The following is a 13,048-nucleotide window of genomic DNA, read 5'->3' as shown; positions in this document are numbered from 1 at the left end:
GGAGTAGCGTTGTGAGCCCGCGACCGGAGAACTGGCCATGAATATCACTCGTCCCCTGGCGGCACTGTCGCTGGTCTTTGCCAGCGCCTCGGTGATTGCCGCCGAATGCCCGGCACTGCTGCAGCACGAGTTGCCCAAGCTACGCTCCAAGGAAACCGTCGATCTGTGCAGCCAGTTCCAGGGCAAGGCCTTGGTGGTGGTCAACACCGCGAGCCATTGCGGCTTCACCGGGCAGTTCAAGGGACTCGAAGCGCTCTATCAACGCTACAAGGACGACGGCCTGGAGGTGCTCGGCGTGCCCTCGGATGACTTCTTCCAGGAGGCCGATGACGAGGCCGAGACGGCCGAGGTCTGCTACGTGAATTACGGTGTGACCTTCACCATGACCCAGACGCAGCCGGTACGGGGTGGAGATGCGACACCGTTGTTTCGCCAGCTGGCCGAGCAGGCCGGAACAGCGCCGCGCTGGAACTTTTACAAGTACGTGGTCGATAGGGAAGGGCGCGTTGTCGGGCATTTCTCCAGCAAGGTCGCGCCGGATGACCCGCGCCTGATCGCAGCGGTGGAGAAGGCGTTGGAACGGTAGAAGCAAAAAAGCCCCGGCGGACCGGGGCTTTTTCGTTCTTTCGCTACATCAGAAGCGGTAGCTCAGAGCAGCGCCAAAGCCGTGGGCGCTGTTTTCGTAGTCTGCGTTGTAAACGCCGCGCGCGCTGTCCCGACGAACCTTGGTGTCTTCTTCCCAGAGGTAGGAGTAAGCCAGGTCGACGGTGACGTCTTCCGTAGGGTTCCAGGCCAAGCCGAAACTGACCGCAGTACGGTCACCGCTAGGAATGCGCGGCGAGCGATGTTCGTTATTGGTCGGGCTTTGATCGAACGCCAGACCGGTACGTAGCGTCCACTCGCGGTTCAGTTTGTAAGCCGCACCGAGCGCGTAGGACCAGGTGTCATGCCAATCCTGTTCTTCGATGATCGTGTCGAACGGAGTTGAAGAAAGCCCTTCATTTTCAATGACGATAGCTTCGAAACGGCTCCAGCGGGTCAGCATCGCACCGGCATACAGCGTCCACTGATCATTGAGTTCATGCGTGACAGAGACGTCGATGGACTCGGGTGTCGTCAGATCCAAGGAGGCATCGTATTTACCTCCCAGCGGAGTTGGGCTGAAACCTTCTTTCAGCTCGGTGTCACCTTCAAGGGTGTATTCGACTTTCGAGCGATAGGACAGACCCAGGCGGGTGTGCGGGGTGAATTCGTAGAGTATGCCGGCATTGAAGCCGACGGCTGTATCGTCGCCCTTGACCTGTACGCGACCGTCAGTCGCCCCTGTGAAAACAGCGCTTTGGAGCTCGCCATCAATTCGGTTCAGCGTCGGGCCAAAGCCTACCGACAGCTTGTCGTTGAAGCGGTAGCTAACAGTTGGCTGCACGGTGATGACTCGCACTTCACTGTAGTCGCCGTGGTAGCGACCTTGGAAGCCGCTTTCGTAGTCGGTAATCAGGCCGAACGGTACATACACACCGATACCCAACGCCCACTTATCATCAACTGGTTTGACGTAATAACCCATCGGAACGGCGGTGAAGGGGACCATATCGCCATCGTTGCTGCCGCTAACGGGTGTGCTAAATGCAGTGGTAGCTGATGTGTCTTTGATATCCGTCTTCGCATGAATCGCCGCCATACCGAAGCTGACTTCCTCACGCTTTAGGCGGGACATGCCGGCAGGGTTGCCGAACAGGGTGGTGGCGTCGTCGGCGGAAGAGGAGCGACCTGCGAAGGAGGTGCCCATGCCGCTGATGCTTTGTTCGTTGAGGGCAAAACCGGCGGCCATGGCCTGGGTGGACAGGGCGCCTACGGCTACCGCGAGCGCGGTCTTCAACCATGTTGTTTTCATTGTTCTACTACTCCGGGATGAAAGCGGGTCGGAACCTAGCAACTTTCTCCGACAGGTAGCAAGACAATGAATTGCAATTTTTCGTAAAGATGACGACTAACGGTCGTGAAAACAAATGTAACTTCGGTGAAAACCCCTTGGACGTATTCTGACTGGCGAGCCACGCTGCGCGCTGGGCGCAGCGGCTTGTCTCGGCATCATGCCCGCGGCCGGCTTGGGTCGGTGATCCACTCGCTCCATGAGCCCGGATACAGCCTGGCCAGTGGGTAACCCGCGAGACAGAGCGCGAACAGGTTGTGACAGGCGGTGACACCGGAGCCGCAATAGGCCACTGCAACTTGCGGTGACTTGCCGTCTAGCAGCTGATCGAATCGGCCGCGTAGCTGCTCGGCATCGAGAAAGCGACCATCACTGCCCAGGTTCTCGCTGAAGGGCACGCAAACGGCACCGGGAATATGCCCGCCGATCGGGTCTATGGGCTCGACCTCGCCGAGGAAACGCGGCAGGGCGCGTGCGTCGAGCAGTGCCAGCTCGGGGCTATGCAGGCGTTCTTGCAGTCGCGCTGCATCGACGACCATGCTGTCGTCTGCGTTGCCGTCGAAATGGCCCGGCTGCACCTCGGGCGTGGTGCTTTCCATTGGCAACCCCGCTTCTCGCCAAGCGTTTACGCCCCCGTCCAGCAGGTAGACGCCCTCACGCTTGCCCAGCCACAGCAACAGCCACCACGCCCGAGCGGCAAACGCGCCGGGGCCGTCGTCATAGAGCACCACTTCGCTGCCGCCATCGAGGCCCCATTGGCGCAGGCGAGTCAGCAACTGCTCAGGATCCGGCAGTGGGTGGCGTCCGGTGGTGCCGGGGATCACCGGGCCGGACAGGTCTTTTTCCAGATCGGCGAACTGCGCGCCGGGAATATGCGCCTCCCTGTAACTACGCTCGCCATAGGCCGGATCTTCCAGGGCGAACCGGCAATCCAGAATCAGCAGGTTGGGGGTGTGCAGGTGTTGGGCAAGCTCAGCGGCGGTAATGAGTTGGGCCAGTGGCATCGGTGCGGCTCCAGGCGGATTGATCGGTCAACACTACCAGCGCGCGTGGCGGTCATGAATGCCCCGGCCGCTCGGATGCTCGATATATACTGCGCGCCTCGTTCGGCCGTGCGCCGGTCGTCAGCCGAAAAGGAGGGCCGTGTGGCCATCGAAACTCAATGGGTTCTGGATGATGAACATCTGACCCGCCTGTGCGCCGAATGGCGCCAGCTGCCCTATGTGGCAGTGGATACCGAATTCATGAGGGTCGATACCTTCTACCCCATCGCCGGGCTGATACAGGTCGGTGACGGGCGGCGTGCCTATCTGATCGACCCGCTGAGCGTACGTGACTGGTCCGCGTTTGCCGCGTTGCTGCAAGACCCGGCGGTGGTGAAAGTGCTGCACGCCTGCAGCGAAGACCTCGAAGTACTGCTGCGTCTGACCGGTAGCCTGCCGCAGCCGCTGTTCGACACCCAGCTGGCGGCCGGTTACCTGAATATCGGTTTCTCCATGGGCTACTCGCGGCTGGTCCAGGCGGTACTCGGCATCGAGTTGCCCAAGGGCGAAACGCGCTCGGACTGGTTGCAGCGGCCTCTGAGTGACATGCAGGTGCGATATGCCGCCGAGGATGCCCAGCATCTGGCCGAGTTGTACGAAGCGCTGCTGCCGAAGCTGTCCGAGGACAAGCGTGCCTGGGTATTGGAGGATGGTGCCGAGCTGGTGGCCAACCTGCAGCGCGAATCCGATCCCGATGAAGCCTACCGTGATGTGAAGCAGGCCTGGCGGCTCAAGCCGCAGCAGCTCGCCGTGCTCAAAGTGCTGACGGCCTGGCGCGAGCGTCAGGCCCGTGCGCGCAACCAACCGCGCAATCGCGTACTGCGCGAAGCCAGTCTCTGGCCGCTGGCGCGCACCCAGCCGCGCGATCTGGTGACGCTGGCCCGGATCGAGGACATGCATCCGCGTACCGTGCGCCAGGATGGTGAATTGCTGCTGGAGATGATCCGTGAGGCCGCGGCGACGCCCGAACAGGATTGGCCGGCACCGCTACCGGAGCCATTGCCGCTGGAGGTGTCGTCCGTACTGAAAAAGCTGCGTGCGGTCGGCCAGCGCGAAGCGCAGGCGCTGGATATCGCACCGGAGCTGATGTTGCGCAAGAAAACGCTCGAGGCGCTGCTCAAGAGCGGCTACCCCGATGGACCCTATGAACTGCCCGAATCGCTGCGCGGCTGGCGCCGTGAGCGAATGGGGCAAGCCCTGCTCGATGCTCTGGAAAAACGACCATGAAAGTCATCTGTTCCATCTACAAAAGCCCACGCAAGGACGGAATGTACCTTTACGTCGAAAAGCGCGATGCGCTCAAGCGTGTCCCCGAAGGTCTGATCGCGGCGTTCGGGCCGCCGCAGCTGGCCTTCGAAATGGTGCTGACGCCCGAGCGCCAACTGGCACGCGAAGACATCACCAAGGTGCTCGCCAATCTCCAGGCACAGGGTTATCACCTGCAGATGCCGCCCGCCGATGACGATTACATCGAGCATCTGCCCGAAGAGCTGCTGCGCATGAACGATCCGATGTAAACACCTGCTCGATCCTGACGCTGGACAAGATGCGTCGGCCGGATCGGAACTACGCTCTTCTGACCGTACATGCATAAGGAGACGACGATGAAAACGCGTTCTTTGGTGATCGGTTCGGTAATGGCGGCTCTGGCGATGTCGGCCGGCGCGCAGACGCCCTCCAGCGATAACGAAGCCTGGCAGCAGCATTGGCAGAAGATGCAGGAGTACCGGCAGGCCTGGCAGTCTGCGAAGACCCCGCAGGAGCGACAGAAACTTCGCGAAGAGCATTGGCAGAGCATGCAGTCCGGTATGGGTGGCATGGCCGGGTGCCCGATGGGCGGGCCCGGCGGCGGGATGGGCAAGCAGGGTGGCAAGCCGATGCAGGGCGCCATGGGTGGCGGCATGATGGGCGCGCCGTCCAAGGAGATGCTCGACATGCGTATCCAGCACATGGAGCAGATGCTCGAGCAGATGCGCAGTCACCGGCAGATGCTCGACAAGCAGTAGCGCTCGAAGTGGCCGCCGGCTCCTACCGGCGGCATCTGCCTGGCGGCTCTTGGCCGGATATCCGACAGTGGCTAGACTTGCCGGTTTTTATCGGTAGTGACAATCATGGCGGCCAAGGTCGAACCCTTCTGGATGCGCAAAACCCTTGCCGAACTCGATGCGGCGGAATGGGAGTCGCTGTGCGACGGATGCGGCCTCTGCTGCCTGCAGAAGCTCGAGGACGAGGAAGACGGCGCCGTTTACTACACACGTATCGCCTGCAAGCTGCTCGACCTGAAGACCTGTCGCTGCAGCGATTATCCCAACCGGCGCGCCAGTGTGCCGGACTGCATACAGCTGAACGCTTCCGATGCTGCTCAGTTCAAATGGCTACCGCCCACCTGCGCCTACCGCCTGGTGGCCGAGCGCAAGGACCTGCCGCTCTGGCATCACCTGGTCTGTGGCGACCCTGAAGCGGTGCACGTCGAGCGGATTTCCCAGTCGGGCCGGATGCTCGCCGAAGGCAGCGTTGCCGAGGAGCACTGGGAAGACCACCTGATTTTCCGTGCCGGTTGAATCTAAGCCTCGTTTGCATCGTCTCAAGATCAGCACACCCCCGCGCGTTTCCGATGGAGTTCTCTTCGATGCTTGTTCGACTGCTGTCGCTGTTCGCTCTTGTTCTTTTCGTCAGCGCCGAGGCCCACGCGGCCAAGCGGGTCGACCTGGACTATCACGTGCGTTTTCTGCCCGACGAGGATCAGGCCGAGGTGCAACTGATTCTGGAGAAAGGCGAAGCGGTTCGTAGCCTGGAGTTCAATCTGGGCGCTGACGGCTACTACAGCGATTTCGTAGCGGATGGCGAGTGGTTGCAGGCGTCGCCGGAGCGTGGTGCCTGGCGACCCGCCGAAGGCAAGGCGCGTCTCAGCTACCGCGTGCGTATCAGCCATCCGCGCGACAACGGACGCTACGACGCACGGATGACCAGTGATTGGGCGCTGTTCCGTGGCGATGATCTGGTGCCGCCGGCCCGGCTCGATCAGGTCGACGGTGTGAAACTGGTTTCGCGCATCACCTTCGAGCTGCCCGAGGGTTGGAAGAGCATCGAAACCGGCTGGCCGCGTGTCGGCAAGAATCGCTTCCGCGTGGATAACCGTGAGCGGCTGTTCGACCGGCCGACCGGTTGGATGCTCGCCGGCAAGCTCGGTACCCGTCGCGCCAAGCTCGGCGAAACGGACGTCACCATCGCGGCGCCGGTTGGCGAGGGCGTCCGGCGGATGGATATTCTGACGATGCTGACCTTCGTCTGGCCGCAGGTACAGAATGTCTTTCCCCGCGACCCGGCGAAGCTGCTCATCGTCGGTGCCGGCGACCCCATGTGGCGTGGCGGGTTGTCCGGTCCGAACTCCCTGTACATGCACGCCGATCGGCCGATTGTCAGCGAGAACGGTACAAGCTCGCTGGTGCATGAGCTTGTTCACGTCTTCAGCCGCATCAAGGACAGCGACCGCAGCGACTGGATCACTGAGGGGTTGGCCGAGTACTACGCCATCGAACTGGTGCGTCGCGCCGGCGGCATGAGCGAAGACCGCTACCAGGCGGTACGTGAGCATCTGACCAAGTGGAGCCGCAAGGTCGATAGCTTGCGCACCGAGCGCTCGACAGGGCCGATCACCGCCCGTGCCGTGCTGCTGTTGCAAGAGCTGGACAAGGAGATCCGTCAGCGCAGCAAGGGCCGCCATTCGCTCGACGACGTCAGTCGTGGCTTGATGCGCATGGATACGGTCAGCACCGACGCCTTCATCGAAATGACCGAGACGCTGCTGGGTGGTGGCTCGAAGGTGCTCGATACGCGCCTGCTGCGCTGACGGCGGCCGCGGTAGCGTCGTTGGCCTTGCCCTGAGCCCGAGGAGATCTCATGTCCGTGATTGATCTACGAAGCGACACCGTTACCCAGCCTAGCGCAGCAATGCGCGAAGCGATGCTTGCCGCCGAAACCGGTGACGATGTCTATGGCGAAGATCCAACGGTCATTCTGCTCGAACGGCGCCTCGCAGCCGACCTGGGCTTCTCTGCGGGGATATTCGTGCCGTCCGGTACCATGAGCAATCTGCTGGCGCTGATGGCGCACTGCGAGCGTGGCGATGAATACATCGTCGGGCAGCAGGCCCATACCTACAAATACGAGGGCGGCGGAGCCGCCGTGCTCGGCTCGATCCAGCCCCAGCCGATCGAAATGGAAGCCGACGGAACGCTGGATCTGGCGCGTGTCGAGGCCGCGATCAAGCCGGACAATTTCCACTTCGCCCGCAGTCGCCTGCTCGCGCTGGAAAACACCATGCATGGCAAGGTTCTGCCGCTGGACTACTTGGCCGCGGCTCGCGACTTCAGCCATCGTCACGGGCTGGCGCTGCACCTTGATGGCGCGCGGCTGTACAACGCTGCGGTGAAGCTCGGCTGCGATGCGTGCGAGATCACCCGGCATTTCGATACGGTATCGATCTGCCTGTCCAAGGGCCTCGGCGCGCCAGTCGGCTCGGTGCTGTGCGGCAGCGAGGCGTTCATCGCCAAGGCCCGGCGTTTGCGCAAGATGGTCGGCGGCGGCATGCGCCAGGCCGGCATTCTCGCCGCCGCCGGCTTGTACGCGCTGGAGCACAACATCGGGCGATTGGCCGATGACCATCGTCGTGCACTACAGCTCGCCGATGAGTTGGCAGCCCTCGGCTTCGCTGTGGAGCCGGTGCAGACCAACATGGTCTATGTCGAGATGGGGGAAAAGGCAGCGGCGCTGACGGCCTTCTGCGCGCAGCGTGGCATCCGCCTGACGCCTGCGACTCGGCTGCGGCTGGTTACCCATATGGACCTGCACGACGAGCATCTTCCGGTAGTGGTGAATGCATTCGCCGAATTTGCCGAAAACATGGGCCGTTGCTGACGTCGAATTGCTTGATTCAATCGCCTTTATCCCCTATACCCGGCGCGCAGGCCCGATATAATGCGGCCCTTTGCCGGCTATCCGTTGGGTAGTTGCGAACCGGTTTTCGGTAGTCTCGCCTCGCCGTGTCGTTTTGCAGCCGTTCGGCCGCAGTCCTCTGGAAGAAATCTATGAAAAGCGCAGAAATCCGTGAAGCCTTCCTCCGCTTCTTCGAAGAGAAGGGCCACACACGCGTGGCCTCAAGTTCGCTGATTCCGGCGAACGACCCGACCCTGTTGTTCACCAACGCCGGCATGAATCAGTTCAAGGACTGCTTCCTCGGCCTGGAAAAGCGCGCCTACACCCGCGCCACCACCAGCCAGAAGTGCGTGCGGGCGGGCGGCAAGCACAATGACCTGGAGAACGTCGGCTACACCGCGCGTCACCACACCTTCTTCGAGATGCTCGGCAACTTCAGCTTCGGCGACTATTTCAAGCGCGACGCCATCACTTACGCCTGGGAGTTCCTCACGTCCGAGAAGTGGCTGAACCTGCCCAAGGAGAAGCTCTGGGTCACCGTCTATGCCAGCGACGATGAGGCCTACGACATCTGGACCAAGGAAGTCGGCGTGCCGGCCGAGCGCATGGTGCGAATCGGTGACAACAAGGGCGCCCCTTACGCGTCGGACAACTTCTGGGCGATGGGCGACACCGGCCCATGCGGTCCCTGCACCGAGATTTTCTTCGACCACGGCGAGCACATCTGGGGCGGACCACCCGGCTCGCCGGAGGAAGATGGCGATCGCTACATCGAGATATGGAACAACGTCTTCATGCAGTTCAACCGCACGGCCGATGGCGTCATGCATCCGCTGCCGGCGCCGAGTGTCGACACCGGGATGGGCCTCGAGCGCATCAGTGCGGTCCTGCAGCACGTCAACTCGAACTATGAAATCGACCTGTTCCAGAGCCTGCTCAACGCAGCAGCGGATGCCATCGGCTGCGCCAACGAAGGTCAGGCTTCACTGAAGGTCGTCGCCGACCATATCCGCTCCTGCGGCTTCCTCATCGCCGACGGCGTGACCCCGTCCAACGAAGGCCGTGGATATGTGCTGCGCCGCATCGTTCGCCGTGCCTGCCGTCACGGCAACAAGCTGGGCGCCAAAGGCAGCTTCTTCCACCGTATCGTCGCCGCACTCGTTGCGGAAATGGGCGATGCGTTCCCTGAGCTCAAGCAGCAGCAGGCGCATATCGAGCGTGTGCTGAAGAACGAGGAAGAACAGTTCGCCAAAACCCTGGAGCAGGGCCTGAAAATCCTCGAGCAGGATCTGGCGGGCCTGACCGGCAGCGTCATACCCGGCGATGTGGTGTTCAAGCTGTACGACACCTACGGCTTCCCGGTCGACCTGACCGGCGACATCGCCCGCGAGCGCAATCTGACCCTCGACGAAGACGGTTTCGAACGTGAAATGCAGGCGCAGCGTGAGCGTGCGCGTTCGGCCAGTGCCTTCGGCATGGACTACAACAGCCTGGTCAAGGTGGAGGGTGAAACCCGCTTCATCGGCTATCAGGGCACGTCGGGCGCCGGCAAGGTATTGGCCCTGTTCAAGGAAGGCATGGTGGTCGACAGCCTGAATGCCGGGGAGGAGGGCGTTGTGGTACTCGACCAGACGCCGTTCTATGCAGAGTCAGGCGGTCAGATCGGTGACTGTGGTTATCTCAAAGCTCAGGGCTTGCGTTTCGATGTTCGCGATACCAGCAAGGCCGGCAGCGCCTTCCTGCATCACGGCATCGTCGACAGCGGCACGCTGCACGTAGGTGCGGATGTCGAGGCGACTGTGGATGCGTCCGTGCGCCAGGCCACTGCGCTCAACCATTCGGCAACCCACCTGCTGCATGCCGCGCTGCGAGAAATTCTTGGCGAGCACGTCAGCCAGAAGGGCTCGCTAGTGGACAGCCAGCGCCTGCGCTTCGACTTCAGCCACTTCGAGGCGATCAAGCCAGAGCAGCTGCGCGCGCTGGAGGATCGGGTCAACGCCGAGATTCGCCGCAACTCCGCCGTGGAGATTGAGGAAACCGATATCGATACCGCCAAGGCCAAGGGCGCGATGGCGTTGTTCGGTGAAAAGTACGGTGACTCCGTGCGGGTGCTGACCATGGGCGGTGGCTTCTCGGTCGAGTTGTGCGGCGGTACTCACGTAAACCGCACTGGCGATATCGGGCTGTTCAAGATCACCAGCGAAGGCGGCGTGGCGGCTGGTGTTCGGCGGATCGAGGCGGTCACTGGCGCACCTGCATTGGCCTATCTCAATGCAGCCGAGGAACAGCTGAAAGAGGCGGCGAACCTGGTCAAGGGCAGCCGTGACAATCTGCTCGACAAGCTCGGTGGCATCCTCGAGCGCAACCGTCAGCTGGAGAAGGAACTCGAGCAGCTCAAGGCGAAGGCGGCCAGCGCTGCGGGCAATGACCTGGCGGGCTCTGCAGTCGAGGTGAAGGGCGTACGCGTGCTGGCTGCGCGCCAGGACGGGCTGGACGGCAAGGCGTTGCTGGCGCTGGTCGACCAGCTGAAGAATAAGCTGGGCAGCGCCGTCATCCTCCTGGGTGGTGTTCAGGACGATAAGGTGGTGCTGGTCGCGGGCGTAACCCATGACCTGACTGGTCGTTTGAAAGCCGGCGACCTGATGAAGCAGGCCGCGGCAGCGGTTGGCGGCAAGGGGGGCGGTCGTCCGGATATGGCGCAAGGCGGCGGCAGCGAGCCGGCCAAGCTGGATGATGCGCTGGCACTGGCGGTGCCATTTACCGAGCAGGGGCTTTGATTCAGTTACCGTGCTGCGTCCCGCCGGCGCCGTCGAGCGGGTCTGGTTGAGCCGGTGCTTGGCAGGTTTCGGGGTTGTTTGATTAATGATCGCCCTTCAGGGGCTCTAGGCGGCTAACAATGGCTTTGATCGTACAGAAGTTTGGAGGCACCTCGGTCGGCACTGTCGAGCGGATCGAGCAGGTGGCCGAGAAGGTCAAGAAGTTCCGCGACGGTGGAGACGATATCGTCGTGGTCGTCTCGGCAATGAGTGGCGAAACCAACCGCCTGATCGATCTCGCCAAGCAGATCAGTGATCAGCCGGTCGCCCGAGAATTGGATGTGATGGTTTCCACCGGTGAGCAGGTGACCATTGCCCTGTTGGCGATGGCGCTTATCAAGCGCGGCGTACCGGCGGTGTCCTACACTGGCAATCAGGTTCGTATCCTCACCGACAGCGCCCATACCAAGGCACGCATCCTGCAGATCGATGGCCAGCGGATCCAGCGCGACATCAAGGCTGGGCGGGTTGTTGTGGTGGCTGGCTTCCAGGGTGTGGACGAGAAGGGCAATATCACTACCTTGGGTCGTGGCGGCTCGGATACCACAGGCGTGGCGCTGGCCGCTGCGCTGAAGGCCGACGAATGTCAGATCTATACCGATGTGGATGGCGTCTATACCACCGATCCTCGGGTCGTGGCCAAGGCTCAGCGACTGGACAAGATCACCTTCGAGGAGATGCTGGAAATGGCCAGCCTCGGCTCCAAGGTGCTACAGATTCGGGCGGTTGAGTTCGCCGGTAAGTACAGCGTCCCGCTGCGCGTACTGCACAGTTTTCAGGAGGGTCCGGGTACCCTCATTACCCTTGATGAAGAGGAATCCATGGAACAGCCCATCATTTCCGGCATCGCCTTCAACCGCGACGAGGCCAAGCTGACCATCCGTGGGGTCCCGGATACGCCCGGTGTGGCGTTCAAGATCCTCGGTCCGATCAGCGCCGCGAACGTTGAAGTGGATATGATCGTGCAGAACGTCGCGCACGATAACACCACCGACTTCACGTTCACTGTGCATCGCAACGACTACAACAATGCGTTGCAGGTATTGCAGGGCATTGCATCCGAGATGGGCGCTCGTGAGGTCATCGGCGATACGGATATCGCCAAGGTGTCCATCGTCGGCGTAGGCATGCGTTCGCATGCCGGCGTAGCCAGCCGCATGTTCGAGGCCCTGGCCAAGGAAAATATCAACATCCAGATGATTTCGACGTCGGAAATCAAAGTGTCGGTAGTGATCGAGGAGAAGTACCTCGAGCTTGCCGTGCGTGCTTTGCATACTGCGTTCGAACTTGATGCGCCCGCCGGCAATACTGCGGAATGATTCGCAGAAGGCGCGCTAGTCCGCGCCTTCTGTCGTATTGGGTCATGCGAAAAGGAACTTTAGGCTCCTGCGCGCGGGTCAATACCTGTTGAAAGGCTCTAGCTTCATGTTTTACGGACATTTTCCGTATTTATCTTTGCAGACTGTTTACTGAACTGAATCCGTTTAAGGAGAAAGGAATGCTGATTCTGACTCGCCGGGTTGGAGAAACCCTGATGGTGGGTGACGATGTGACTGTCACCGTGTTGGGTGTGAAAGGAAACCAAGTACGTATCGGCGTCAATGCGCCCAAGGAGGTGGCGGTGCATCGCGAGGAGATTTACCAACGGATCCAGAAAGAGAAGGATCAGGAACCAAGCCACTAATTTTTCTGTAATTTTCGGCTTTGCAAACGGGGCAAAGATGGGTATTATGCGCCCCGTGTTGCGGAGAGGTGGCCGAGTGGCCGAAGGCGCTCCCCTGCTAAGGGAGTACACCTCAAAAGGGTGTCGGGGGTTCGAATCCCCCCTTCTCCGCCATTTTGCATTCTAGGGTTCAGGGTTCTCGCGGCAGCCTGCTTTCATACAAGAAAGCGCCACGGCAAAGTGCTTGACCGTCAATGTTTACTCCCTATAATGCGCACGCTCAGCGCACTCATAGCTCAGCTGGATAGAGTACTCGGCTACGAACCGAGCGGTCGGAGGTTCGAATCCTCCTGAGTGCGCCACACTTCGAATGATCGGCAGAAATGCGGATCACTCAAGCCACCAGCGGTGATCTGGTCTAACAAGCACTTACGCACTCATAGCTCAGCTGGATAGAGTACTCGGCTACGAACCGAGCGGTCGGAGGTTCGAATCCTCCTGAGTGCGCCACACTTCGAATGATCGGCAGAAATGCGGATCACTCAAGCCACCAGCGGTGATCTGGTCTAACAAGCACTTACGCACTCATAGCTCAGCTGGATAGAGTACTCGGCTACGAACCGAGCGGTCGGAGGTTCGAATCCTCCTGAGTGCGCCA

At 61.2% G+C, this 13,048-nt stretch carries 12 protein-coding genes and 4 tRNA genes; 14 read left to right on the top strand and 2 right to left on the bottom strand.

Going from position 1 to position 13,048, the window contains the following annotated elements; translation table 11 throughout:
- Positions 1 to 37 precede the first annotated feature (37 nt).
- A complete protein-coding gene (locus F753_RS30025) occupies positions 38 to 586 on the top strand; it encodes a glutathione peroxidase (RefSeq protein ID WP_023444363.1) in 549 nt (182 codons plus the stop codon).
- A gap of 48 nt (positions 587 to 634) precedes the next feature.
- On the opposite strand, the gene F753_RS30020 is transcribed toward F753_RS30025, so the two are convergent.
- The gene (locus tag F753_RS30020) at positions 635 to 1,894 is read right to left on the bottom strand and encodes an OmpP1/FadL family transporter (protein ID WP_031297312.1); all 1,260 of its coding nucleotides are present in this window, start codon (positions 1,892 to 1,894) and stop codon (positions 635 to 637) included.
- Between the two features lie 197 nt (positions 1,895 to 2,091).
- Complete coding sequence (locus F753_RS30015) at positions 2,092 to 2,937, bottom strand: sulfurtransferase (protein WP_023444361.1); 846 nt, start codon at positions 2,935 to 2,937, stop codon at positions 2,092 to 2,094.
- A 141-nt stretch (positions 2,938 to 3,078) separates the two neighbouring features.
- Here F753_RS30015 and rnd point away from each other — a divergent pair, with 141 nt between their 5' ends.
- From rnd to F753_RS29950, 13 genes are all read left to right on the top strand, one after another.
- Complete coding sequence (gene rnd / locus F753_RS30010) at positions 3,079 to 4,203, top strand: ribonuclease D (RefSeq protein ID WP_023444360.1); 1,125 nt, start codon at positions 3,079 to 3,081, stop codon at positions 4,201 to 4,203.
- Positions 4,200 to 4,493, top strand: a complete 294-nt coding sequence (locus F753_RS30005; RefSeq protein WP_023444359.1) for a YcgL domain-containing protein — start codon at positions 4,200 to 4,202, stop codon at positions 4,491 to 4,493. The genes rnd and F753_RS30005 overlap by 4 nt, the downstream gene beginning before the upstream one ends.
- A gap of 87 nt (positions 4,494 to 4,580) precedes the next feature.
- Positions 4,581 to 4,982, top strand: coding sequence for a hypothetical protein (locus tag F753_RS30000; protein ID WP_014819738.1), 402 nt, complete (start codon positions 4,581 to 4,583; stop codon positions 4,980 to 4,982).
- 105 nt (positions 4,983 to 5,087) lie between these two features.
- Positions 5,088 to 5,537 (top strand): YcgN family cysteine cluster protein, encoded by a 450-nt coding sequence (locus F753_RS29995; RefSeq protein WP_023444358.1) that lies wholly within the window; start codon positions 5,088 to 5,090, stop codon positions 5,535 to 5,537.
- Positions 5,538 to 5,605: 68 nt separating this feature from the next.
- Positions 5,606 to 6,826, top strand: coding sequence for a M61 metallopeptidase family protein (locus F753_RS29990; protein WP_023444357.1), 1,221 nt, complete (start codon positions 5,606 to 5,608; stop codon positions 6,824 to 6,826).
- A 50-nt stretch (positions 6,827 to 6,876) separates the two neighbouring features.
- Positions 6,877 to 7,893 carry a low-specificity L-threonine aldolase gene (gene ltaE, locus F753_RS29985; protein WP_031297309.1) on the top strand — a complete coding sequence of 339 codons (1,017 nt, stop codon included), beginning with the start codon at positions 6,877 to 6,879 and terminating at the stop codon, positions 7,891 to 7,893.
- A 170-nt stretch (positions 7,894 to 8,063) separates the two neighbouring features.
- Positions 8,064 to 10,688: an alanine--tRNA ligase gene (gene alaS / locus F753_RS29980; protein WP_023444355.1), complete on the top strand. Its 2,625-nt coding sequence runs from the start codon at positions 8,064 to 8,066 to the stop codon at positions 10,686 to 10,688.
- A gap of 119 nt (positions 10,689 to 10,807) precedes the next feature.
- Positions 10,808 to 12,046, top strand: a complete 1,239-nt coding sequence (locus tag F753_RS29975) for an aspartate kinase (RefSeq protein ID WP_003301319.1) — start codon at positions 10,808 to 10,810, stop codon at positions 12,044 to 12,046.
- A 179-nt stretch (positions 12,047 to 12,225) separates the two neighbouring features.
- Positions 12,226 to 12,411, top strand: a complete 186-nt coding sequence (gene csrA / locus F753_RS29970) for a carbon storage regulator CsrA (RefSeq protein ID WP_003283978.1) — start codon at positions 12,226 to 12,228, stop codon at positions 12,409 to 12,411.
- Between the two features lie 62 nt (positions 12,412 to 12,473).
- Positions 12,474 to 12,564: transfer RNA gene (locus tag F753_RS29965), tRNA-Ser, on the top strand.
- Positions 12,565 to 12,675: 111 nt separating this feature from the next.
- Positions 12,676 to 12,752, top strand: a tRNA-Arg gene (locus F753_RS29960).
- Positions 12,753 to 12,823: 71 nt separating this feature from the next.
- A tRNA-Arg gene (locus tag F753_RS29955) sits at positions 12,824 to 12,900 on the top strand.
- Between the two features lie 71 nt (positions 12,901 to 12,971).
- Positions 12,972 to 13,048 (top strand) — tRNA-Arg (locus tag F753_RS29950).

The organism is Stutzerimonas chloritidismutans AW-1, from assembly GCF_000495915.1.
Taxonomy (GTDB): Bacteria; Pseudomonadota; Gammaproteobacteria; order Pseudomonadales; family Pseudomonadaceae; genus Stutzerimonas; species Stutzerimonas chloritidismutans.
The sequence above is the reverse complement of the archived record's forward strand: the minus strand, read 5'-3'. Positions and strand labels throughout refer to the sequence as shown.